Below are 21392 nucleotides of genomic sequence, written 5' to 3'. Positions count from 1 at the left end.
CCAGTGGATTTATAATAGCACCTTTCTTTTTATTTTCAAACTATTCTTAAAATTTTGATTATATCGTACTAAAAGCAAAAATTTTCAACAAAAAGCAGGTAATAAGAACTGTTTTTTTGTCTTTGTTCGAGAAAATAAGACAAAAATTTTCCATTAAAAAAAGCTGACTATGAAAGCCAGCTTTTACAGCTATTTCGATTTTCGGCCTTTAATAAAATTTAAAACAAAAACGATCAAGGCGATTACAAGTAAGATATGAATGATACCGCCGGCTACTTTAAAAATGACACCTAATAACCACAGTACAACTAATATTCCGATAATGGTCCAAAGCATGAGCTCGACATCCCTTCATTAATATAAAAAAGTATAAGTATACGGTTTAGATTTCCCGAATACGCTATGAATTAAACGGATGACGCCTCTAAAATCTTGGATCTCGGTGGAAAAATATCATTTTCAGGTGGTTGAACATGAATCACCGGTTAAAAGGGGCTGCGTTCAGGTGGAACTACACACTTTTTCAGGTGCTCACCACAAGTTTACCGGCGAACGTGTAACAAAATATAAGAACGCGTACCGTAAAATTGAAATACAGCTTTCATAACTACAGGATCACTAAGAAAACAGAAAAACCCTTCCTCCAACAATGAGAAAGGGTTCCTCTTATCATATATTATGCTAAATTACTTTTTAATGATTGCTCTTCTTTTGCAGGCGTTGTTTTCACATCTTCGTTTACACGCTCGATGTCAGCACCTAATGCAGCCAATTTCCCAGTGAAATCAACGTATCCACGGTCGATGTGCTTCAATTCAGTTACACGAGTGTAACCATCAGCGACAAGCCCAGCAAGTACCAAAGCAGCACCTGCGCGAAGGTCAGTTGAAGCAACCTCAGCACCTTGCAGATTTACAGGTCCGTTGATTACAGAAGAACGGCCTTCAATTTTAATATCACCATTCATGCGGCGGAATTCTTCCACGTGCATGAAACGGTTTTCGAATACAGTTTCCGTGATTACGCTTGTTCCGTTCGCACGAAGCAATAGCGCCATCATTTGCGACTGAAGGTCAGTCGGGAATCCTGGATGTGGCATTGTTTTAATATCAACAGGTTTCAATTCACGAGGTCCGCGAACACGAAGTCCGTTTCCTTCTTCTTGAATCTGTACACCCATCTCTTCCATTTTTGCGATTAAAGGACGTAGGTGTTCTGCGATTGCATTTTCAACTAAAACGTCACCTTGTGTGATCGCTGCTGCTACCATATACGTACCAGCTTCAATACGGTCTGGAACTACAGTGTGCTCAGCACCAACAAGTTCTTCAGCTCCGACGATGCGGATCGTACCTGTTCCGGCACCGATTACTGTAGCACCCATCGCGTTCAAGTAGTTAGCTAGACACACGATTTCTGGTTCTTTTGCAGCGTTTTCGATGATAGTCGTTCCTTCAGCAAGTGTTGCAGCCATCATGATATTCTCAGTAGCTCCTACACTAGGGAAGTCTAAATAAATCTTTGCACCTTGCAAGCGGCCATCAATTTTTGCTTCGATAAATCCGTTCCCAATCTTTACTGTTGCACCCATCGCTTCAAATCCTTTTAGATGCTGATCGATCGGACGTGATCCAATCGCGCATCCTCCTGGAAGTGCGATACGAGACAATCCAACACGAGCAAGCAACGGTCCCATAACTAGGAATGATGCTCTCATTTTGCGGACATACTCAAATGGTGCTTCAGTTTTCAATTCGTTTGTAGCATCAACAGAAATTTCACCGTTTTCAAATGCTACATCAATATTTAAATAACGTAATACTTCGTTAATCGTAAACACATCAGCTAGACTCGGCACGTCTTTAATTGTGCTTTTGCCCTTACTTGCTAAAATGGATGCTGCGATGACAGGAAGTACGGCATTCTTAGCTCCTTCAACTCGAACAGAGCCTTCTAACCGCCTACCACCACGGACAATGATTTTTTCCAACGATATTCCCCTCCGCGTCCAATTTGTATATTAATATTCAGACGTAATTATTGGTGTGCCAATTGTGACAGTTGTTCCGCTGCCCAATCCTTCAGATCGCAGTGCCACCTGAAGATTCATTTTATGTTGATGACCGGTATAAATCGCTTGTTCCCACTGCTCAGTATATGCAGAAAGCGACACAAACGTCTCTTCTTTTAGTTCCTCGACAGGATCACCAGAAAAGGCGCGTACCAATTCATTTGCTTGCGAATACAAATCAACCACCATTTTATCACCGTATGTACCGGTAACACAAGAGAAAATTTTGGGATTTCCTCCAATTGATTGTTCAACACGGCTATCAATCAGGTTCTGGATATCTTTCCAATTTTGATTTGCATTTACAAGTCCTTCAACCGCATAAATAAAATACGATGCAGTTTGTTCTTTTTGGGGGTATGTAATGACGGTCATTTTCTCTCTAACCCCGATATCATTACGTTCAAATAGTCCGGTCATTTTATAATGTCCGGCTTCATCTTCAGTTACCACCCAGCTAAATTCAGGATAATTACGTTTTAGCTCTTCTGCTTGTTTTACATACCCTAGTCCTTTGGATGCAAAACCTGTTTGACCACGAAAATACATAGTCCATTTGTCAGGCGTTGCCCCGCTCTTCTTTAGAACGTCTATTATATGTGTAACTTCATTTGTTTTTTCATCTGTTTTTGCATATCCAGAAGTAATCATAACCAATAGCAAAATCGCTGTAATCGTCATCGTCCATTTTTTCATTCCCCAGCACATCCTCTCTATTTCTCATTGTTGCCAATGAAACAGAGGATATCCGTGGAAGTTGTAGTCATATTCCGACAAGTCCACTACTTCTGTAACAGTTGTGAAATCATCCAAATAGCTGACTAAGATTTTTGGAATACTGTAGATACTTAAGAAAGAAATCGCTCGCAATGCTTGCTAAGCTGATCACTAAAAGTATATATAACACTCTAGCTTGCATGACCTTTCCTTTTTTGATCCATTTATCAAAATGAACGGCCTGCAATGCCCACCAAGAGATCACGAGAAACAATAGATGTACGATGATATGTAACAAAGCTTGTTGTCCGATTGGAATCATTTAAAAGTCTGACCTCCTCATTACATATTTCGACATCTTAAGCATACGTCTTTCCCAACATTTTAGATAGATACTTTTTCCCTAGTAAGGTGTTTTGAAAGCCCTTTCTTTCGATAAGTTCAAAAAGTTGTAACGACTAATAAATGTAAGTTCATAAAGATAGTCGTTTCACTATGATTAGACGAAGCAAAACGTAAGAAGTTACGGTAGTTTTGGCTTATTTTTTTGAGGATTTTTTTCGGGTAGGGTCGAGATTTACTTTAAAGCTGTTTTCATAAGCTTTGTTGTTTTTGGAAGTAGTTGATTTCCGTTTCAGATACTCGCTTTCCGCGGGGCAGGCGGTGAGCCACATTCGTACGTTTCACTCTTAAGTGTCTCACCTGGCTAGTTGCAGTCGCTAGCCCCTCGAGGTCAAAAGTTAAATGGTTAAGAAGGCAAAGTGCGCCTTCAAACCCATTCACCTTTTGCTTGTCGGGACTGAACGAGCCACCTCTACTTTGAGGACTGCCCACCTGTCCCGCAGGAGTCTCGCATCCTTCACTTCAATCGACAGTCAAAGTAGTAAATAAAAAGATTTAAAAGGGAACAACCTTCAGATGTATTAATTCGGCGCGGTTTTAATATAATACGGCGAATCTTCAAAAAATCGACAACGATCGATTAGCGGATACCCCTTAAGAAAACAAAAAAAAGCCCACCAACCTCCAACTAAGGAGAAGGTTGATGGACTACCTTTTGTGCTCAGCAATCAATGATCATGTGTATGAACTTCTGTTTCGATCTGCATAAAGAATTCATTCACATCAAAGTTACCGTAAAAGAAATCGAGTGCGAGATCTGGCATTATCCCTAAAATTAGAACGGATGCTGCACAGAAAGCGAGTACGGCAGCCATTCCACCTGGGATTGAAACCTTCGTTCCTTCACTGTCTCGGAAAAACATGATCGCAATGATGTTAAAGTAATACACGTACGATACGAGCGTGGTTGCCATCATTACAGCAGCCAGCCAATATTGTGGCTGCTCAAGTCCAAGCGCGCCCATAAAGATTCCAAACTTACCGATAAATCCAGCTGTGATGGGAATTCCAGCAAGAGAAAGAATAAAGAACGTCATCGGAACCGCGAGCCACGGGGAGCGTCGAAACAATCCGCGGAAAACGCCGATATCATTTGAACCTTCTTGACTTGTTAAAAGCTGAATGACGGTAAACGCGCCAATGTTCATAAACAAGTACGCCAGCAGATAGAACCAGATCAGTTCGAAAATTAATGACGAATTTGACACGAACGGTACTAAAATGTAACCCGCTTGTGCGATAGACGAATACGCAAACATTCTTTTTATATTTCGTTGACGAAGCGCTGTAACGTTACCAATGATCATCGTTGCCGCAGCCAATACCATCACATACGGCTGAACTTGCAGCAGGATTGGTTCACTATCAATGCCTGGAGCCGCAATAAAACAGATGATGATTACTCGTAGCAAGATCACAAAGCCTGCTGTTTTGGACACGACACTCAAGAATGCTGTAACCGGAACAGGCGCACCTTCATATACATCTGGTGCCCACATGTGTAGTGGAGCAGCCGCGATCTTGAACGTTAGTCCGGCAAACGTGATGATGAACGCAAAGACGATGAGAAAGCTGTGCTCTAACAACTCAACGTTCCCCATGTTCTCTGCAATCTTGAACAGATTCGTCTCTCCGGTAAGCCCAAAAATGTAACTCATTCCAAAAAGGGTGATAGCCGTAGCGATTCCGCCAGACACAATATACTTGAACGCTGATTCGTTGCTTCGTTTATTGCGCCTCTCAAGTCCCGCCATTACATAAGAAGAAAGAGAGAGAAGCTCCAGACCGACAAACAATGTGATTAAATCAGCACTAGATGCCATCATCATAGCTCCTAATAATGCTGCAAGGAGTAAGTAATAAAACTCTCCCCGGTTTTCCTCGAGATCTTCTTTTTTATAATTAGAAGAAAGAACAATCACTAATAACGTTCCTAACAAAAGCAGAATCTTAAACGCTTTTGAGAACGAATCAAGTCTGTACGTATCATACAGAATGGATGTTACTTCTATATCGAGCTGCATAAAAATGGTGATGAGGGCAGCTAGAATACCTGCTCCAGCAAGCCAAGCTAGCGGTTTCCGGCTCGATTCTTTTTTCATAAAAAGATCGATGACAGATAAAAGGGTCGCAACACCTAAGATAATAAATTCAGGAAGCATGACGCTCCATCTAAACGATAATAAAGTATCTAGATCCATGATTTAGCCCCCTAACCCTAGCAGAATACTATCTAATGTTGGACGGAGCATATCACTTAACCATGCAGGATAGATGCCGATGAACAAAATCGCTGCAAGCAAGATAAACGCCGGAATTCGTTCTGTTGATGAAAGATCATGTACGTTCGATAGTTCTTTTTCAGTACCAAACGTTATCGCTAACACCGCGCGGAGCACATAGACGGCTGTTAAGATCAGCCCTAACGTTCCTACAGCTGCTAACACGGGCATCGTCTCAAACAATCCTAAAAACGCCATGAACTCACTGATAAAACCTGACATTCCCGGAAGTCCTAATGATGCGAGTCCCCCTGCGAGCAAGACTCCTGCAAAGATCGGCATCCTTTTGGCTACCCCACCAAAGTCTTTTAACTGAGATGAACCCGACCGTTCATACAGAACGCCTACTAAGAAGAACAACAGCGCCGAGATCAATCCGTGTGAAACGACTTGGAACACTGCACCCGTCATACCCGCTTCGTTTAATGCGGCGAGCCCGATCAGAACGATTCCCATATGCGAGACAGATGAATACGCTAAGACGCGCTTCATATCACGTTGTGTGAGTGCCAAGAATGCTCCGTAAAGCAGATTGATCACGCCAAACAATCCGATGATAAAAGCGAGTGACTCAAACTGATCCGGAAACAGCCCTGCCCCAAAAACGATCAGACCGTACGCCCCAATTTTCAAAAGAATTCCTGAGTGAAGCATAACGATCGGCGGTGGCGCTTGAACGTGGACCCTCACCATCCAAGAGTGAAGCGGTGCAACCGGCAGCTTGACAGCAAACGCGAGTAGAAGTGCAATCAGCATCCCCATCTTAAAACCCTTCGTGATGTTCATCTCGTTCAGTTCAGATTGCGGAAGCGAGAATGTGTAAGCCAGCTGCTCAAAATTCATCGTTCCCGTCTTCATGAACATCGCCACGAACGCAATCAGAAGGATGGCTGAACCTACCCCGTTATAGATCAAAAAACTGTACGCAGCTTTTTCTTTTTCAAGATAACCCCATCGTCCGATGAGAAAGAACATCGGAATGAGTGTGATCTCAAAGAAAATAAAGAACAAAAATAAATTTTGTGCGGCGAACACGCCAATCATGCCCATTTCAAGCAAAAAGAACAATATGAAGTAACTTTTCCAATTCTTTTTGATCGAAAAGGATGCAATGGCAGCAAGGACACTCACTACCGTTGTTAATAAGATGAGCACCATCGATAGACCGTTAACACCGACTTCATAAAAGATCGGATAGCTCACATCACCATTCGTTTGAAAGACTTCATAAGATACCCACTGGAATTTCTCAGCTAGTTGAAGACCTTTACTCGACATATTAAAGGCCGACAATGTAACAAGTGCGGTACCTAGCGGAAACAACGTTCCTAAGATTCCAATCCATTTGATCGATTTCTCATCTTGAGATGGAGTAAAGATCAAAACCAAAACGCCTAACAAAGGGGAAAGGATTAAGATCGATAGAAGCCATGTGTTCATGTGAAGTACCCCCCTGTTAATGCGACGATCAGCAATAAAATCACGATGCCAAAGATGGCGAAAGTTCCGTAAGATTGGACCTGCCCATTTTGAAGGCGCGACCCCAGCTTACTCAGTCCTTGAACAGCACTCACAACGGCTGCCACGAGTCCGTCTACGATATATCTATCAAACAAGACACCAAGCTTGCTCAAACCCTTCGTTCCTTTAACGAAAGTTGCGTCGTATCCTTCATCAACGTACCACTTGTTGTAGATCACGTTGCTAAGTCCTGGCAACGATCGAGTGATCCAATCGCGTGAAAGCGCTCCTTTTTGGTAGATCAGATAAGCAAGCCCGATTCCTAAAAGAGACGCTGCTGTCGCCACGATCGGAATCCAGCTAGGACCGTGATGATCTCCATGCGCTAGTTCAACAGGACCTCCTGCTAAGTAATCCGTTAAAAACGTACCGAACCAAGCTGTATTCAGATAGCCTGCCACGATTGCTAGAACACCTAGTACAATCATCGGAAGCGTCATAACACTTGGTGACTCATGTACCCCACTCTGATCACCGCGTGGTTTTCCTGTAAACACAAGGAAAAATAGACGGAACATATAAAACGCCGTCATAAAAGCTGCCACGACTGCCAGCCAGAACAATCCGTAACGACCATCTGCGTACGTACTTGCTAGGATCTCATCTTTTGAAAAGAAACCGGATAATAGCGGAACTCCTGAAATCGCGAGTGCACCGATTAAAAAGAGAGGTCCTGTCAGCCGGAGCTTTTTCCAAAGTCCGCCCATCTCATCGATGTTTTGTGTATGTACAGCATGGATCACGCTTCCTGCAGCTAAGAACAATAACGCTTTAAAGAATGCGTGCGTCGTCAGGTGAAAGATACCTGCCACATAGCCGGATGCGCCAAGTGCGAGCATCATGTACCCTAGCTGACTGACCGTTGAGTACGCCAGCACGCGTTTGATGTCTTTTTGCATAAGTCCGATCGAAGCTGCAAAAATCGCCGTTACTCCCCCTACTACAGCAACGACCGTTAGTGCCGTTTCTGAAGCTTGGAAGAGCGGATACATCGCAGCGACCAAGTACACCCCAGCTGCAACCATCGTTGCCGCATGAATGAGCGCTGATACTGGTGTTGGACCTTCCATCGCGTCCGGAAGCCACGTATGAAGAGGTAGCTGACCTGATTTTCCGATCGCTCCTACAAAGATACATAAAGCCGTAAGTGTCAGCATGCCAGAAGATATATCACCATTTCGAACTGCAGCAAAAATTTCGTCATATTCAAAACTACCAACTTGCCAAAATAGCAAAACCATACCGATAAAAAGACCAACGTCCCCAATTCGGGTCATCACAAAAGCCTTTTTCGCTGCGGCTTTTGCTTCTGGTTTAAAATAGTAGAATCCGATCAACAGAAACGAACCAAGTCCTACAAGCTCCCAAAACATATAGAGCTGTAATAGATTCGGAGATAGAACGAGGCCGAGCATCGCAAACGAAAACAATCCTAAATACGCAAAGAACACAGGAAACCGTTCATCGCCATGCATGTATCCTTTTGAATAAAGATGTACAAGAAAACTGACGAGTGAAACGATCACAAGCATAAGAGCATTAAGCGGATTGACTTCATATCCCATCGTGATGGCCTGCTCACCAATCTCAAACCAAGTGCCTTCAACCTTAATTCCGTCACCTTGCCACACCGCCATCCAAACCCCGATAGAAAGAATGAGCGATAATCCGGTTAGAAGCACACCGATCCATGCAGTGCCCTCACTTTTTGATTTTCTGAAAATCAGCAATAAAACGAAGGATAAAAGCGGGAACAACGGTATAAGCCAACTATTCTGCAACATAATCGTCCATCTCCTTCCTTATCGCTTCATCGTATCCATCTCATCCACGTTAACCGTCTGTCTGTTGCGGTACAGTGCTATGAGAATCGCAAGTCCGACTGCCGCTTCTGCCGCAGCAACCGTGATCGTAAACAGCGAGAAAATCTGACCTGTTAATCCAGGGTTTATTGAGTATTTAGCAAATGCTACGAGATTGATATTTACCGCATTCAACATTAATTCGATCGAAATCAGTACGATGACTGCATTTCGTTTCGTTAATGCTCCAAACAAACCGATACAAAAAAGGATTAAGGCAAGCGTTAAGTAAGCTGCTAAAGGAACAGAGCTCATTTTTTTGCCTCCTTTTCATCGTCATCCTGCTTTGCCAGAATGATAGAACCGATCAAGGCAACAAGCAGCAAGACGGAAGTTAACTCAAACGGAATCACATAATGCGAATACAGTTCAATTCCGATCTTTTTCGTATTATCGATGTGAAGCTCTGCGTTCTGCTGACCAAAATCAAGGTCTTTGATCTTGCCGTACATGATCAGGAAGAAAAGTCCGATCGCTAGCCCCGTTAAGATGACTTTTAACCGTGGTGCACGCTTTTCTTTTTCCTGATGACGAGTGAGCATGATCCCGAACAGCATGATGATGGTAATCGCTCCTGAATAGATCAGAACCTGCACAACGGCAACGAACTCTGCTGATAGTGTGATATAGATTCCTGCAATGGCAATGAACGTAAAAATAAGAGCAACAACCATGTGAACGACATTGGATAGGTTAATAAGAAGAACGCCGCCGGCAATGGCTGTTAAAGCGAGAAAGAAAAAAGCGATCATTTCACCGGTCATGCTTTGTTCTCCTTTCTAACATTCTCGTCGTTCTCATCGAGCCACTCGAGGTTTTTGAAAAGTTCATCACGGCTGTATTCAGCAAGCTCAAACTGATTTGTCATAACGATCGCTTCAGTCGGACAGACTTCTGTACACAGATCGCATAAAATACAGATTTCGAAGTTAATGTCGTACGTATCAATGATCTTCCCTTTTTTCGCAGGATCTGGGTGCGGCTTCCCTGTTAACTGAATGCAGTCGGTCGGGCAGATCTGCGCGCATTGGTTACAGACGATGCATTTTTCGGGATAGAATTTTTGAATGCCGCGGAAACGGTCAGGCATCTGAATCGGCACGTCTGGATAGCTTGTTGTAATGTTTTGCTTTGTTAGGTTTTTGACGGTATAGCTTAAACCTTTTACAAGACCTTTCATCCTGAGATCACGCTCCTTATGCGTTGGTCTTTCGATTAAAAAACTTTTTGAGTGATTGAGCTCTGTCGTTTATGAAAGTGTTGATTTCCGCTCCAGGTTTCTCTGTAGCATTTTGAAACTGTTGATCTCCGCTCCAGGTTGCTCGCTTTCCGGGGGGCGTGCGGTGAGCCTCTTAGTGCCTTGCACTATTAAGAGTCTCACCTGTCTAGTTACAGTGGCTAGCCCCTCGAGGTCAAAAGTTAAATGGCTAAGAAGGCAAAGTGCGCCTTCAAACCCATTTATCTTTTGCTTGTCGGGGCTGAACAAGCCACTTCCACTTTTCGAACTGTCCCGCTGATCCCCCAGGAGTCTCGCACCTTGCGCTCCAATCAACTAGTCAATGAAGTTATATACAAAACCTTGATTGTAAGGAAATCTGCCTCAACTACTTAAAAAGATAGCAATGCCCAAGATCGTTCTATAAGGCTTTTTTAAAGGATTGTTGATTTTCAATATTTTTTTGTCTTCTTTGAACAGTTGATTGTAGTGGAAGATGCGAGACTCCTGCGGGACTGGCGGTCAGGTGAGACACTTATACGTGAAACGTACGAATGTGGCTCACCGCCTGCCCCGCGGAAAGCGAGCATCTGTAACGGAAATCAACACCCCTCTAGAACACCAGAGCATCTACAATACCTCTCTTATAAAAACAATTCCTTTACTGCTGCACTGACAAAAATGTTTAGCAGTGCGAGCGGCAGTAGGACCTTCCAGGCGAAGCCCATCAGTTGATCGGCGCGGAGTCGTGGAAGTGTTCCACGGATCCAGATCATGAAAAATACGACGATGCTGAATTTGACGCCGAACCACAGCATACCTGGAATAAAATCTAAGAACGGAATCGGGTTCCAGCCGCCGAGAAACAGGACAGTCGTTAAGGAAGCCATTGCAAACAGATACACATATTCTGTGAGCATGAAGAACGCCCAGCGAAACCCTGAGTATTCGACGTGATACCCTGCAACGAGCTCTGACTCTGCTTCAGGTAAATCGAACGGTGTACGGTTCAACTCAGCGATGGAAGAAATCAAGAAAACAAAAAAGCCGATCGGTGTTAAAAAGATGTACGCAATGTTTTCTTGTCCTCTTACGATATCGTTTAAGTTTAGACTTCCAGCGAACAGAATCACCCCGATCACAGAGATGACGAGCGGGATCTCGTATGAAATCATCTGTGCTGCAGCACGCATGCCGCCGAGTAACGAGTATTTATTATTCGATGCCCAGCCACCCATTAAGATACCGATCGTTGAGATTCCCGAAACAGCTACGTAATACAGAAGCCCGACACCGAGGTCTGCGAACTGCATGTTTTCTGAGAACGGAATCGTCGCGAGCACCATGAACGCTGGTGCAAATGCGATGACCGGTGCCAAGATGAACAACGGCCGATCAGCTAGTTTCGGTATGGTGTCTTCTTTTATCAAAAGTTTAAAAACATCTGCTACCGTTTGGAGAAGACCGAATCTTCCTCCAACCCGGTTCGGTCCTGTTCGCATCTGCATGAACCCGAGCACTTTTCGTTCGGCTAGAATCGCGTAGGTTACGAAACCGAGCACCGTGACGAGTAATGCCGCGCCGAGCGCAAAGAAAATCGCAACATGCGTCCAGCCTGGCTGTGCATATAAAAGCTCCTCCATCAGCCATCAACCTCCCCGAGAACGATATCAATCCCGCCTAAGATGGTAATCAAGTTGGAGATGTTTTCACCGACTAAAAGTTTTGGCAGAATCTGAAGGTTGTAAAAAGATGGCCTGCGAAACTTTAAGCGGTACGGTTCTTTTTTTCCTTCTGACGCGATGTAGCAGCCGATCTCTCCGCGAGGCGACTCAATGCGAACGAATGCTTCACCCTTTGGCGGCTTGATGATTCTTGGCACTTTTGCCATGACCGCGCCCTCTTCTGGAAACTGTTTCACCGCTTGTTCTACAATCTTGAGTGATTCTTCGATCTCTTGCATGCGGCACTGATAGCGCGCCCATGCATCGCCTGTATGAAAGACCGGTACATCAAAATCAAAACGGTCATAGATCGAATAAGGCTCATCTTTTCTAAGATCCCAATTCGTACCCGTGCACCTTAAGTTCGCGCCGCTTAATGAAAAGTTCAGTGCTTCTTCTTTCGTGTAGTAGCCGATTCCTTTAACACGGTTCAAAAAGATTTCATTGCCTGTCACAAGATCGTGATAGCCAGCAAGCTCTTCTCTCATGTACGGAACAAAATCTCGGACTTTCTCGATCCAGCCTTCTGGTGCGTCCCACTTCACACCGCCAACACGCATATAGTTGAACGTAAGGCGTGCGCCACAGATCTCGTTCAGCATATTAATGATGGCTTCTCGTTCACGAAACGCGTATAGAAATGGGCTCATCGCCCCGATATCCAATAAATATGTACCGAACCAAACGAGATGGCTTGCGATGCGGCCGAGCTCCATCACAATCACGCGCAAATATTCCGCTCGTTCAGGTATCTCTAAACTCATCATCGTTTCAACAGCATGGCAGATCACATAGTTGTTCGTCATCGCGGCTAGATAATCCATGCGGTCTGTGTATGGAATAATCTGCGTGTACTGAAGGTTCTCTGCTAATTTCTCGGTGCCTCGGTGAAGATATCCGATCACTGGCGTAGCTTCGATGATCGTCTCTCCGTCAATTTTTAGTACGATTCGAAAAACACCGTGCGTACTCGGATGCTGAGGCCCAACGTTGAGGAGCATCTCTTCTGTTCTGATCAATGTCTCTACACCTCCACGTCATGTGGTTCGTAATCTTTTCTAAGCGGATATCCTACCCAATCGTCTGGCAGCATGATGCGCGTTAAGTTCGGATGACCTTCAAAATGGATGCCTAAAAGATCATATGTTTCACGCTCTGGCCAGTTTGCTCCCTCCCATAACGGGGTAATGGAATGGGTAGTAGCGCTCGTTCTGTCTATCTTTACTTTTAATGCAACGGACTGGCGATGATTGTAGGAATACAAGTGGTTATAGACTTCAAAATGTGTTTCAAAATCGGTGCCGTGCATTTCAGATAAATAATCAAAACGAAGCTGGTCGTTATATTTTAAAAACTCCGCAATTTTATAATAGGATTCAGGTTTTGCAACTAAGGTAGGGACGTCTTTTGACAGTCTGTTAATATAGGAATCTTCGAGTACATCTTCTCCTAGATGTTCTTTGATGACTTTTGTGTAGGTATCGAGGATAGGTTGGTTTGGTGATGGTTTTTCTTCTGCGACAGGTTCAGTTGCTGCACCTTTTGCATTCGCGGCAGCACGTGCTTTTGCGGCTGCAGCTGCTTTTGCTTTGGCTGCGGCGATCGCTTTCGCTTTTTCGTCATCACCTGCTGGACTAGTTGGTGCATCTGATCCTGCTTCACGGGAAGCCTTCGCTTTTGCAGCGGCGGCAGCTTTTGCCTTGGCTGCAGCGACAGCCTTTGCTTTTGCCGCTGCTTTCGCTTTTTCATCGTCTGAAGCGGGTTCGGTGGATGCGTTGCCTCCACTCTCTCTTGCTAGTTTTGCTTTAGCGGCAGCTGCTGCCTTCGCCTTTGCTGCTGCGGCTGCTTTCGCTTTCGCGGCGGCTAGTGCTTTTTGTTTCGCAAGATCGTCTGTTGGCTCATCGATTTTTGGAACTTCTGATGTTTCTGCTTTCTCAGCCTGACGCTGTTTTGCAAGTTCAAGCGCTTTTGCCTTCGCTTCTGCAGCAGCCTTCTTTTTTAGCTCTTCTTTTGTTAGCTCTGGCTCGGCTGCGGTCGGCTCTGTTACTTCTGCAGCTTTTGCCTTTTCAGCCTGGCGCTGTTTCGCGAGCTCTAGGGCTTTCGCCTTTGCTTCTGCGGCAGCCTTCTTTTTTAGCTCTTCTTTTGTTAGCTCCGGTTCGGCTGCGGTCGGCTCTGTTACTTCTGCAGCTTTTGCCTTTTCAGCCTTACGCTGTTTCGCGAGCTCGAGGGCTTTCGCCTTTGCTTCTGCGGCAGCCTTCTTTTTTAGCTCTTCTTTTGTTAGCTCCAGTTCGGCTGCTTTCGGCTCTGACTGTTCAGCCGCCTTTGCCTTTTCAGCCTGACGCTGTTTCGCAAGCTCCAACGCTTTTGCCTTCGCTTCTGCGGCTGCTTTTTTCTTTTGTTCTTCTATCGATAATCCTTCATTAGAATCATTTTGCTTATCTGTCATTCGCTCATCACCTTCTTGCCTGTCTTCGCTTCATAACGGATTTTTTCTTGAAGCTTATTGATGCCATAAATGAGTGCAGCAGGGTTAGGTGGACATCCAGGTATGTATACATCCACGGGTACGATTTGATCGACGCCTTTTACAACCGCATACGATTTGATGTAAGGGCCGCCAGCTGTAGCGCATGAACCCATCGCGATGACCCACTTTGGTTCTGGCATCTGTTCATATAATCGTTTTAATACGGGCGCCATTTTCTTCGTCACGGTTCCTGAAACGATCATTACATCAGATTGACGAGGTGACGTACGGAATATGCTTCCGAAACGGTCTAAGTCATAATGAGACGAACCTGTGCCCATCATTTCGATCGCGCAGCAGGCGAGTCCAAAGGTTAACGGCCATAGCGAGTTACTTCTGGCCCAGGCTTTCACTTGTTCGAGTGTTACCATGAATACGTTGCGGTCTAGTTCGGCGCGTTCCTCTGCCGTAAGTTCCCACTTTATGTCCATTTCAGCACCTTCTTTTTCCAAGCGTATACAAGACCTAACGTTAAAAGAACAACAAAAATCCCCATCTCAATCAGAGCGAACACACCTAGCTCTTCATAGGCAACGGCCCAGGGGTATAAAAATACGGTTTCAACATCAAAAATAACAAACATGAGCGCAAACAAATAATAGCGGACATTGTACTGAACCCAACTTTGATGAAAAGGTTCGATTCCGCTTTCGTACGTGGTGTATTTTTCTGCTGATGGTTTATAAGGGCGCAATAAACGGCCTGCAGTCAATGCGACAACCGGCAAAAGGACCCCTAAAAATAAAAATACAGCCACAATGAGGTAATTGTTTTGATACAGATGATAAAAATCCATTCTGACTACCTCCTAATCTTCAGAATTTTTTAAATTCTGTAACCGCTTTAATTATAGCAAATTCCATATTTTGTGTCGATGTGCTTCTTCACATATGGTACTTACACTATATTAAGGTCTACCCCTTATTTTTCTATAGAAATGTTCATAATCCTGTAAATTTTTTGGATGTGACGATACACTGTTAGCAGTATGATAGGTGTAAAGGGGAGATTCGTAATGGATATATGGTGGATTGCTTATTTCTTGATTGTCGTAATCTCGATCGCTGGGTTAGTCGGTACGATCATGATTTCTAAAACACAGGACGAAAAATACGGAAGTTCAACGCGTCAGAACCTCGTGCGCCTTACACTCATCTATGCAGTGGTGATCCTTGTTTCGATCATCGCACTTGCTCTCTACATTTATCTTTAATGAAATGTCGTTATTAAAGGATGTGATCTCAATTGAAAAAAGAGACCGAGCAGCTGTGGGCGAGTGAAAAATACACCGTGATGGCTAAGGGATATAACCTTTATAAAGAGGTTCAAGGGCAGATGAGAGAGGCTCAATCTGACTCTGACTATGAAAAAGTTAAGCTGTTGATTGCTGAGTATAAGGAAAAACCTTTTGAGCGTCGTGCTTTATGCAACACATTAGAACATGTTTGGGGTTATTTTAAAAAATCTGCTGAAGAAGTGGATAAGCAGCACTTTTTTTCACTGTTGGACACGTTGAGAGAGTCAGATGAAGAGTATTATGATGAAATGCCTTATGAAATGGATCTTTTTTTGCAATATTTGCTGCAAAAATATCCTTCAGATTACTTATCACGTTCAACATTTATCAAGAATTGAGGATGCTCCCGTCGTGTTGTGGGATCATCCTTTTGTTTTGTCTAATATAGGTGCAGTTTCGGTGAACGAAACTGTTTGTTATATATACCCTGTTGGGTATCTTTGAGAACCAATCCATAAATTTTAGCCTCCAATCCACAAAATCCAGTGTGCAATCCACGAGTTTTTAGCTTGAATCCAAAAGTTTTGGCTATTTATCCTCAAGTCGACAAACCTCGACACCTGTCAGACACAAATAACCCCTCATATACCCCACACATAAAAAAACACCCCGCTCAACCAAGCGGGATGCCTTTCTGCTTTCTGCCATACCTATATACTTTTATCAGATCGCCTCAACAGACAATCGTAATTGCTCTTCGAAATCTTCTGCATGCTCACGTTTTTGTTCTGCGTTCCAGCCCAATTTGTCGGCCATGCAGTTGATCACATTTTCTTTCCACTCATATACCGTATCGATGTCAAAGTATAGAGCAGACGTACGGCGGATCAAGAAGTCAGATGGCGTGGACGTCATCTCATACTCTAATGCATAAAGTAGGGATGCGTACAAACTTACTGGTAAGTTGTAGCTCTTCGCTTCTGCACCGCGTTCTTTCATGTAACCATATACGATATCAATGTTCGTTCCGTAGCGCTGAACGAGCTCGCGAGCTTTTGCTTCATCTAAACCTAACGCTAAGCCTTCTTGTACTTTCGTACGAAGGAAATCTGCAAAGTTTTGACTTCCACCCATCTTACCGCCGGATAACTCCATGTGTTGCGTGCGGCATCCTGGGAATTTTGCCCCTTCTTCCTCACCAAGCTGATCACGAACAATATCAACGACTTTTTCAGCCATTTTACGGTAACCTGTCAGCTTACCACCAGCGATTGTTAATAATCCTGATGGTGAGTGGAACACTTCATCTTTACGAGAAATTTCTGAAGGTCCTTTTTTCGGTTCATGAATCAATGGACGTAGTCCTGACCATGAAGATTCAACATCGTCGCGCGTGATCTTCACGTCTGGGAACATGAAGTGGATCGTGTTCAATACATATTGAAGATCCTCTTCCGTCATACCTGGGTTTGCAAGGTCTCCTTTATAATCTGTATCTGTCGTACCAATATATGTTTTACCCGCACGTGGAATCGCGAAAACCATACGGCCATCTTCTGTATCATAATAGACCGCTTGTTTTAATGGGAACTTTGAGCCATCAATAACAAGGTGAATCCCTTTTGTGTGGTGGATCTCTTTTCCTGTTTTCGAACGGTCTTCTTCGCGAAGCTCATCTACCCATGGACCTGTTGCGTTTACGATCTTTTTCGCGTAGATCTCATGAATTTCACCAGTGAGTTGGTCTTCCACTTTTACACCGACCGCTCTTTTTCCGTTATAGATAAAGCTTGTAACTTTCGCGTAGTTCACAGCAGATGCTCCGCGTGCTACTGCTTCTTTCATGATCTCAAGCGTTAGACGAGCGTCATCTGTTTTGTATTCAACGTAATATCCGCCGCCAAGTAAGTTATCCTTTTTCAAAAGTGGTTCACGGCGTAATGTTTCTTCAGCTGAAAACATCTTTCTGCGTTCTTTCCGTTTTACGCCTGCTAAGAAATCGTACACTTTAAGACCGATGGATGTGGAGAACTTTCCGAACGTACCGCCTTTATAAAACGGAAGCAGCATCCATTCTGGTGTCGTTACGTGTGGAGCGTTCTCGTACACGATCGCACGTTCTTTACCAACTTCTGCAACGAGTTTTACTTCGAATTGTTTTAAATAACGAAGTCCGCCGTGAACAAGTTTTGTAGAACGACTGGATGTTCCAGCAGCAAAGTCCTGCATCTCAACAAGACCTACTTTCATACCACGCGTTTGGGCATCTAAAAGAATTCCCGCTCCTGTTACGCCTCCTCCGATTACAAGAAGATCAAGCTTCTCTTGTTTCATACCTGTGATGATTTCTTCTCTTTTATATGTTGAAAATGATGCTGTCATTTTCTCTTCACTCCTTCTGTACAGAACCGTTGGACAAATATAATACGGGTAGTTTTCCCGGAATCAGCGAACCCAACACACATTTTTAAACATTTCCGTGTATTGGCACGCAAAAAAGACCACAAGAACCCCGCATCGTTTGTACGAGGTTTTGTGGTCTCTCCTGATCTCCAACCGGTTCAATATCAACTTGTGATTAGTATAACGCAGTTTTCTAGATTTTGAAAGGGTTATGCTTTAGGTTTATACGCAATCGTTGCTTCAACAGCTTTTTTCCAGCCATCATAAAGCTCTTTACGCTCTTCCTCTTTCATGTTTACGTCGAAGTCTCTGTCCACTTTCCATTTATCTGCAATTTCTTGACGATCGCCCCAGAAACCGACTGCTAGACCTGCCAGATATGCAGCACCTAGTGCCGTCGTTTCATTGATTTCTGGACGCTCAACCGGAACGTTTAAAATATCACTTTGGAACTGCATCAAGAAATTGTTCTTAACTGCTCCGCCATCAACACGAAGCTTCTTCAGCTCGATACCTGAGTCTGCTTCCATCGCTGTTAATACATCTGCTGTTTGATAAGCCAGTGACTCAAGTGTTGCACGAACGAAATGCTCTTTTTCTGTACCGCGTGTCAGTCCGAAAATCGCACCGCGTGCTTCTGAATCCCAGTAAGGAGTTCCGAGGCCAACGAATGCTGGCACAACGTACACGCCATCTGTTGATGCAACGCGCTCTGCATAATCTTCACTGTCTGCCGCATCTTTTAACATACGAAGTCCGTCACGCAACCATTGTATCGCTGAACCTGCTACAAAGATACTTCCTTCAAGTGCGTACTCGACTTTTCCGTCCACACCCCAAGCAATCGTCGTTAAAAGGCCATGCTCTGACTTAACAGCTTTTTCTCCTGTGTTCATAAGCATGAAACAGCCTGTTCCATACGTGTTCTTCGCCATTCCTTTTTCAAAACAAGCTTGTCCGAAAAGTGCCGCTTGCTGATCGCCCGCGATACCTGCGATCGGAATATTTTTACCGAAGAAGTGATAATCGATCGTTTCACCGTATACTTCTGAAGATGATTTTACTTCTGGAAGCATTGATTTCGGAACGCCTAAGATATCAAGAAGTTCGTCATCCCACTTCAGATCGTAAATGTTGTACATTAGTGTACGAGATGCGTTGGAATAGTCCGTTACGTGCGCTCTTCCGCCTGTTAGCTTCCAAACCAGCCATGTATCGATCGTACCGAATAACAGGTCACCGTTTTCCGCTTTTTCTCTTGCACCTTCAACATTATCAAGGATCCATTTTACTTTTGTTCCTGAGAAATAAGCATCGATCAACAATCCAGTTTTATCACGGAATTTATCGTTTAAGCCTTGGTTTTTTAGCTCATCACAGATTTCAGCGGTTTGACGAGACTGCCAAACGATCGCGTTGTGAACAGGTTTTCCAGTGTTTTTGTCCCAAACGACCGTTGTTTCACGCTGATTCGTGATTCCGATCGAAGCAATCTCGCCTGGGTCTGTATCTGTTTTTGATAAAACTTCAGCAACTACTGCTAAAATCGTTCCCCAAATTTCTTGTGCATCATGCTCTACCCAGCCTGGCTTCGGGAAGTGCTGCTTAAATTCCTTTTGTGAGATCTCAACGACTTCTCCTGCTTTGTTAAAAAGGATCGCTCTTGAGCTTGTCGTTCCTTGATCGAGTGCAATGATATATTTCTTTTCCATAGGTAAACCCTCCCAAAATGGTTTGTTCTTGTTTTAGTTTTCTATTTCATCTCCATGAGGCAGTGCATGTGTGCCTTTGCTTCCTAAGAAGAACGTTATAGCAAAGATTGCTAGTGATACCACTGTCCAAATCCAGAATAACGTTGTAACTTTTCCTGTAAAAACAGCTTGATAGAACAATGCTCCGAAAACTCCTCCAAGCACTGGTCCTACAACTGGAATCCACGAGTACGTCCAGTTGGATCCACCCTTACCTGGTATAGGCAAGATAAAATGTGCGATCCTTGGACCAAGGTCACGTGCCGGATTGATGGCATAACCTGTTGGTCCTCCAAGTGACAACCCGATTGCTACGATTAGGAATCCGACGATCAGTGGATTTAACCCGTCTGAAAATTTATTCGCTCCAATTGACAATAATCCTACTAGTAAAACCGCAGTTCCAATGAATTCTGATAAAAGATTCGAAAATGTATGTGGAATTGCAGGGTCCGTTGAGAAAACTCCTAATTTTACCGCTGGATCATCTGTTGCTTTCCAGTGAGGAAGGAAGTGGAAGTATACGACCATTCCTCCTAAGATACCACCGATTATTTGTGCAATGATATATGCTGGCACATCCGACCAAGCAAATTCACCGATTGAAGCAAGACCTAGTGTTACTGCCGGATTAAGGTGTGCACCGCTAAAGCTTCCGACTGCATATACCGCCATTGCAACAGCTAACCCCCAAGCAAGTGCGACAACGATCCATCCCCCACCTTGGGCTTTTGATTTATTCAAGGAAACGTTTGCAACAACGCCCCCGCCAAATATGATTAGAATCATTGTTCCTATCAGTTCTGCCATAAATGTTGACATGTATTTTCCTCCTTTTGTGCAATCGCTATCAAATATAAGTGCAATGATGTGTCCGGATTTCATCAAAAAAAGACCCAGCAAAAGATACCTATAGTTTTGCTATAAGTAACCCTTGTGGATCTCCATGTTCTCCGTCACGTTTATGAACTTGTCTCTATTATAACAAGGATGAAAACGTTGTCAAACGTTATTTCACAAGAACATTAGATCCACAATTCCGGGTTTGAAGTCGTCACAGCCTCTGCACCTGCTTCAAGTGCTTCCATTACGTTCACTTTTGTACGAATTAATCCACCAGCAATTACAGGTATACCCGCTTGCTCACTCACTTCTCTTATTATTTCCGGCATGATGCCTGGCAAAACCTCTAAATAGTCTGGCTGAGCACGTTCGATCACTTTATAACTCGTTTCAAGTGCTAATGAATCTAATAAAAACAAACGCTGAACAGCAATCATGTTCTTCTTTTTTGCACGAATAATGCAGTTAGATCGCGTTGAAATGATTCCTGCTGGTTTCATTTCTTGTGCTAAAAAATCCACCGCATATTCGTTTGCTTTCAAGCCGTTAATAAGGTCCAGATGAACCAAAACTTTCTTCTTTCTTTCGTTCGCCATAGCGATCATGAATTTCAACTGACTGATATGCGTATCCAAACATACGATATATGTGTATTTGCTGTTTAGCAGCTTCTCAAAATCCTTCATCTTTCTCGCTGCCGGCAAAACTTTTTGTCCATGGAAGCTCATCTTGCACACCCCTTACGTTCTTATCATTCACCAGTTCTCACATTTTATTGCAAAACCCCGGTAAACCGCCTTTTTTACATATTAAGTGATAATAACACATACAACTAC

At 43.8% G+C, this 21392-nt stretch carries 21 protein-coding genes; 2 read left to right on the top strand and 19 right to left on the bottom strand.

The window, feature by feature from the left end:
- Nucleotides 1–189: 189 nt before the first annotated feature.
- From IHV10_RS08755 to IHV10_RS08685, 15 genes are all read right to left on the bottom strand, one after another.
- Nucleotides 190–336, bottom strand: a complete 147-nt coding sequence (locus IHV10_RS08755) for a lmo0937 family membrane protein (protein ID WP_137791095.1) — start codon at nt 334–336, stop codon at nt 190–192.
- A 340-nt stretch (nt 337–676) separates the two neighbouring features.
- Nucleotides 677–1990 carry a UDP-N-acetylglucosamine 1-carboxyvinyltransferase gene (murA, locus tag IHV10_RS08750; protein ID WP_197128319.1) on the bottom strand — a complete coding sequence of 438 codons (1314 nt, stop codon included), beginning with the start codon at nt 1988–1990 and terminating at the stop codon, nt 677–679.
- Between the two features lie 30 nt (nt 1991–2020).
- Entirely contained in the window at nt 2021–2767 is a 747-nt protein-coding gene (locus IHV10_RS08745; RefSeq protein WP_197128318.1) for a YwmB family TATA-box binding protein, read from the bottom strand.
- A gap of 109 nt (nt 2768–2876) precedes the next feature.
- Nucleotides 2877–3110: a DUF1146 family protein gene (locus IHV10_RS08740; RefSeq protein ID WP_137791098.1), complete on the bottom strand. Its 234-nt coding sequence runs from the start codon at nt 3108–3110 to the stop codon at nt 2877–2879.
- Between the two features lie 748 nt (nt 3111–3858).
- Complete coding sequence (gene nuoN / locus IHV10_RS08735; protein WP_197128317.1) at nt 3859–5391, bottom strand: NADH-quinone oxidoreductase subunit NuoN; 1533 nt, start codon at nt 5389–5391, stop codon at nt 3859–3861.
- Nucleotides 5392–5394: 3 nt separating this feature from the next.
- On the bottom strand, nt 5395–6912 hold the full coding sequence (locus tag IHV10_RS08730) for a complex I subunit 4 family protein (protein WP_197128316.1): 1518 nt from the start codon (nt 6910–6912) through the stop codon (nt 5395–5397).
- Nucleotides 6909–8777, bottom strand: a complete 1869-nt coding sequence (gene nuoL, locus IHV10_RS08725; protein WP_197128315.1) for an NADH-quinone oxidoreductase subunit L — start codon at nt 8775–8777, stop codon at nt 6909–6911. The genes IHV10_RS08730 and nuoL overlap by 4 nt, the downstream gene beginning before the upstream one ends.
- 18 nt (nt 8778–8795) lie before the next feature.
- Entirely contained in the window at nt 8796–9110 is a 315-nt protein-coding gene (gene nuoK / locus IHV10_RS08720) for an NADH-quinone oxidoreductase subunit NuoK (RefSeq protein WP_066398890.1), read from the bottom strand.
- The gene (locus tag IHV10_RS08715; protein ID WP_197128314.1) at nt 9107–9619 is read right to left on the bottom strand and encodes an NADH-quinone oxidoreductase subunit J; all 513 of its coding nucleotides are present in this window, start codon (nt 9617–9619) and stop codon (nt 9107–9109) included. The genes nuoK and IHV10_RS08715 overlap by 4 nt, the downstream gene beginning before the upstream one ends.
- On the bottom strand, nt 9616–10035 hold the full coding sequence (gene nuoI / locus IHV10_RS08710; protein ID WP_197128313.1) for an NADH-quinone oxidoreductase subunit NuoI: 420 nt from the start codon (nt 10033–10035) through the stop codon (nt 9616–9618). Before nuoI ends, IHV10_RS08715 begins: the two co-directional genes overlap by 4 nt.
- A 680-nt stretch (nt 10036–10715) precedes the next feature.
- Nucleotides 10716–11717, bottom strand: coding sequence for an NADH-quinone oxidoreductase subunit NuoH (nuoH, locus tag IHV10_RS08705; RefSeq protein WP_197129877.1), 1002 nt, complete (start codon nt 11715–11717; stop codon nt 10716–10718).
- Nucleotides 11714–12814 carry an NADH-quinone oxidoreductase subunit D gene (locus IHV10_RS08700; RefSeq protein WP_197128312.1) on the bottom strand — a complete coding sequence of 367 codons (1101 nt, stop codon included), beginning with the start codon at nt 12812–12814 and terminating at the stop codon, nt 11714–11716. The genes nuoH and IHV10_RS08700 overlap by 4 nt, the downstream gene beginning before the upstream one ends.
- A gap of 5 nt (nt 12815–12819) precedes the next feature.
- Nucleotides 12820–14241, bottom strand: a complete 1422-nt coding sequence (locus tag IHV10_RS08695; protein WP_197128311.1) for an NADH-quinone oxidoreductase subunit C — start codon at nt 14239–14241, stop codon at nt 12820–12822.
- On the bottom strand, nt 14238–14753 hold the full coding sequence (locus tag IHV10_RS08690) for a NuoB/complex I 20 kDa subunit family protein (protein WP_137791106.1): 516 nt from the start codon (nt 14751–14753) through the stop codon (nt 14238–14240). The genes IHV10_RS08695 and IHV10_RS08690 overlap by 4 nt, the downstream gene beginning before the upstream one ends.
- Nucleotides 14744–15118, bottom strand: coding sequence for an NADH-quinone oxidoreductase subunit A (locus tag IHV10_RS08685; protein WP_066398906.1), 375 nt, complete (start codon nt 15116–15118; stop codon nt 14744–14746). Before IHV10_RS08685 ends, IHV10_RS08690 begins: the two co-directional genes overlap by 10 nt.
- A gap of 219 nt (nt 15119–15337) precedes the next feature.
- Here IHV10_RS08685 and IHV10_RS08680 point away from each other — a divergent pair, with 219 nt between their 5' ends.
- Complete coding sequence (locus tag IHV10_RS08680; RefSeq protein ID WP_066398908.1) at nt 15338–15535, top strand: hypothetical protein; 198 nt, start codon at nt 15338–15340, stop codon at nt 15533–15535.
- Between the two features lie 32 nt (nt 15536–15567).
- A complete protein-coding gene (locus IHV10_RS08675; RefSeq protein WP_197128310.1) occupies nt 15568–15957 on the top strand; it encodes a DUF1722 domain-containing protein in 390 nt (129 codons plus the stop codon).
- A gap of 325 nt (nt 15958–16282) precedes the next feature.
- On the opposite strand, the gene IHV10_RS08670 is transcribed toward IHV10_RS08675, so the two are convergent.
- The 4 genes from IHV10_RS08670 to IHV10_RS08655 form a co-directional block, all read right to left on the bottom strand.
- Complete coding sequence (locus IHV10_RS08670) at nt 16283–17941, bottom strand: glycerol-3-phosphate dehydrogenase/oxidase (RefSeq protein ID WP_197128309.1); 1659 nt, start codon at nt 17939–17941, stop codon at nt 16283–16285.
- Between the two features lie 230 nt (nt 17942–18171).
- A complete protein-coding gene (gene glpK / locus IHV10_RS08665; RefSeq protein ID WP_197128308.1) occupies nt 18172–19674 on the bottom strand; it encodes a glycerol kinase GlpK in 1503 nt (500 codons plus the stop codon).
- Between the two features lie 33 nt (nt 19675–19707).
- The gene (locus IHV10_RS08660; protein ID WP_197128307.1) at nt 19708–20535 is read right to left on the bottom strand and encodes an MIP/aquaporin family protein; all 828 of its coding nucleotides are present in this window, start codon (nt 20533–20535) and stop codon (nt 19708–19710) included.
- A gap of 203 nt (nt 20536–20738) precedes the next feature.
- A complete protein-coding gene (locus IHV10_RS08655; RefSeq protein WP_144696936.1) occupies nt 20739–21284 on the bottom strand; it encodes a glycerol-3-phosphate responsive antiterminator in 546 nt (181 codons plus the stop codon).
- Nucleotides 21285–21392 lie beyond the last annotated feature (108 nt).

It is taken from the genome of Fictibacillus sp. 5RED26, from assembly GCF_015903895.1.
GTDB classification, from domain to species: Bacteria; Bacillota; Bacilli; order Bacillales; family Fictibacillaceae; genus Fictibacillus; species Fictibacillus phosphorivorans.
Note: the sequence above shows the minus strand (reverse complement) of the source record. Positions and strands in the feature narration are given on the sequence as shown.

What these genes read in the sequence shown, in the direction of transcription:
- IHV10_RS08755 (WP_137791095.1), bottom strand. Translation starts at nt 336, where the DNA reads ATGCTTTGGACCATTATCGGAATATTAGTTGTACTGTGGTTATTAGGT.
- IHV10_RS08745 (WP_197128318.1), bottom strand. Translation starts at nt 2,767, where the DNA reads ATGAAAAAATGGACGATGACGATTACAGCGATTTTGCTATTGGTTATG.
- IHV10_RS08740 (WP_137791098.1), bottom strand. Translation starts at nt 3,110, where the DNA reads ATGATTCCAATCGGACAACAAGCTTTGTTACATATCATCGTACATCTA.
- nuoN (WP_197128317.1), bottom strand. Translation starts at nt 5,391, where the DNA reads ATGGATCTAGATACTTTATTATCGTTTAGATGGAGCGTCATGCTTCCT.
- IHV10_RS08730 (WP_197128316.1), bottom strand. Translation starts at nt 6,912, where the DNA reads ATGAACACATGGCTTCTATCGATCTTAATCCTTTCCCCTTTGTTAGGC.
- nuoL (WP_197128315.1), bottom strand. Translation starts at nt 8,777, where the DNA reads ATGTTGCAGAATAGTTGGCTTATACCGTTGTTCCCGCTTTTATCCTTC.
- nuoK (WP_066398890.1), bottom strand. Translation starts at nt 9,110, where the DNA reads ATGAGCTCTGTTCCTTTAGCAGCTTACTTAACGCTTGCCTTAATCCTT.
- IHV10_RS08715 (WP_197128314.1), bottom strand. Translation starts at nt 9,619, where the DNA reads ATGACCGGTGAAATGATCGCTTTTTTCTTTCTCGCTTTAACAGCCATT.
- nuoI (WP_197128313.1), bottom strand. Translation starts at nt 10,035, where the DNA reads ATGAAAGGTCTTGTAAAAGGTTTAAGCTATACCGTCAAAAACCTAACA.
- IHV10_RS08695 (WP_197128311.1), bottom strand. Translation starts at nt 14,241, where the DNA reads ATGACAGATAAGCAAAATGATTCTAATGAAGGATTATCGATAGAAGAA.
- IHV10_RS08690 (WP_137791106.1), bottom strand. Translation starts at nt 14,753, where the DNA reads ATGGACATAAAGTGGGAACTTACGGCAGAGGAACGCGCCGAACTAGAC.
- IHV10_RS08685 (WP_066398906.1), bottom strand. Translation starts at nt 15,118, where the DNA reads ATGGATTTTTATCATCTGTATCAAAACAATTACCTCATTGTGGCTGTA.
- IHV10_RS08680 (WP_066398908.1), top strand. Translation starts at nt 15,338, where the DNA reads ATGGATATATGGTGGATTGCTTATTTCTTGATTGTCGTAATCTCGATC.
- IHV10_RS08670 (WP_197128309.1), bottom strand. Translation starts at nt 17,941, where the DNA reads ATGACAGCATCATTTTCAACATATAAAAGAGAAGAAATCATCACAGGT.
- glpK (WP_197128308.1), bottom strand. Translation starts at nt 19,674, where the DNA reads ATGGAAAAGAAATATATCATTGCACTCGATCAAGGAACGACAAGCTCA.
- IHV10_RS08660 (WP_197128307.1), bottom strand. Translation starts at nt 20,535, where the DNA reads ATGTCAACATTTATGGCAGAACTGATAGGAACAATGATTCTAATCATA.
- IHV10_RS08655 (WP_144696936.1), bottom strand. Translation starts at nt 21,284, where the DNA reads ATGAGCTTCCATGGACAAAAAGTTTTGCCGGCAGCGAGAAAGATGAAG.